At 45.0% G+C, this 1054-nt stretch carries 1 protein-coding gene; it reads right to left on the bottom strand.

Annotated features, from left to right (window positions below; translation table 11 throughout):
• Positions 1–873, bottom strand: an 873-nt coding sequence (hppD, locus tag R7F67_RS24885; protein ID WP_318057538.1) for a 4-hydroxyphenylpyruvate dioxygenase, incomplete at its 3' end; no start/stop codon positions are given.
• Between the last annotated feature and the right edge of the window lie 181 nt (positions 874–1054).

The following is a 1054-nucleotide window of genomic DNA, read 5'->3' as shown; positions in this document are numbered from 1 at the left end:
ACGAAGTTTACTGACATCTTCAGTATGGCCTTCAACGCGTTCATCGACTTTCTCGTAGTAGGTGTCTGGCGTTGGCATAAAGTCCATACCGCGGTCACGCAACGTTTGCACCGTTTGATAGATGTCATCCGTTGTCAGAGCGATATGCTGAATACCTTCCCCGTTGTATTCGCGGATAAACTCTTCAATCTGCGATTTGTCATCCGAGGATTCATTGATTGGAATGCGGATTTTGCCACACGGCGCCGTCATTGCGCGGCTGACAAGGCCGGTCAGTTTACCTTCGATATCGAAGTATCGAATTTCTCGGAAGTTCCCGATGCGCTCATAAAAACCAGACCATACATCCATATTACCTTGCTTAACATTGTGCGTGAGATGGTCTATCTCGTACAAGCCAACGTCTGATTTTGCTAAGCGATCGTCTGCATCGTCATAAAAACGGAAATCGACGTCGTAGATGCTCTGCTTGCCATAACGATCAACGAAATAAAGCAAGCTTTCACCAATACCGTAAATGGCAGGGATACTCAGTTCCATCGGACCAATTTCAGTTTTGTATTCTGTGCCGCCGTTTTGAATAGCATGTTCAAGCGCAACCGTCGCGTCTTTCACACGAAACGCCATACCACATACAGATGGGCCGTGAACTTTAGCAAATTCTTCCGCCTGGCTATGAGGCTGGGCGTTCACGATAAAGCTGATGTCACCTTGTCGATACAACCATGCTTCTTTCGAACGATGTTTGGCTATTTCAGCAAAGCCTAGCGATGTAAATAACGCTTTTAGTTGTTCAATGCCTTTGCTGTCAGCAGCTGTGTATTCAACAAACTCAAATCCGTCTGTACCTAATGGGTTGTATGTGTCCACCATGACTTTCTCCTTGCGTCACTAATTTGTTTACAGCCTCACTGAGCTGTTTGAACTGATTTTTCTAACTTGGCGCAGGTAGAGAGAAATTGGAATACATAAGCCGAAATCTCTATTTCGATGGGTCTTACAGAGAAATGTAAAATTAATGTTACACCACAAAGCCATCAATGCACCCGGTTAA

It is taken from the genome of Vibrio sp. YT-17 (assembly GCF_033337375.1).
Classification (GTDB): Bacteria; Pseudomonadota; Gammaproteobacteria; order Enterobacterales; family Vibrionaceae; genus Vibrio; species Vibrio alginolyticus.
This window is presented reverse-complemented; position numbering and strand designations above follow the sequence as displayed.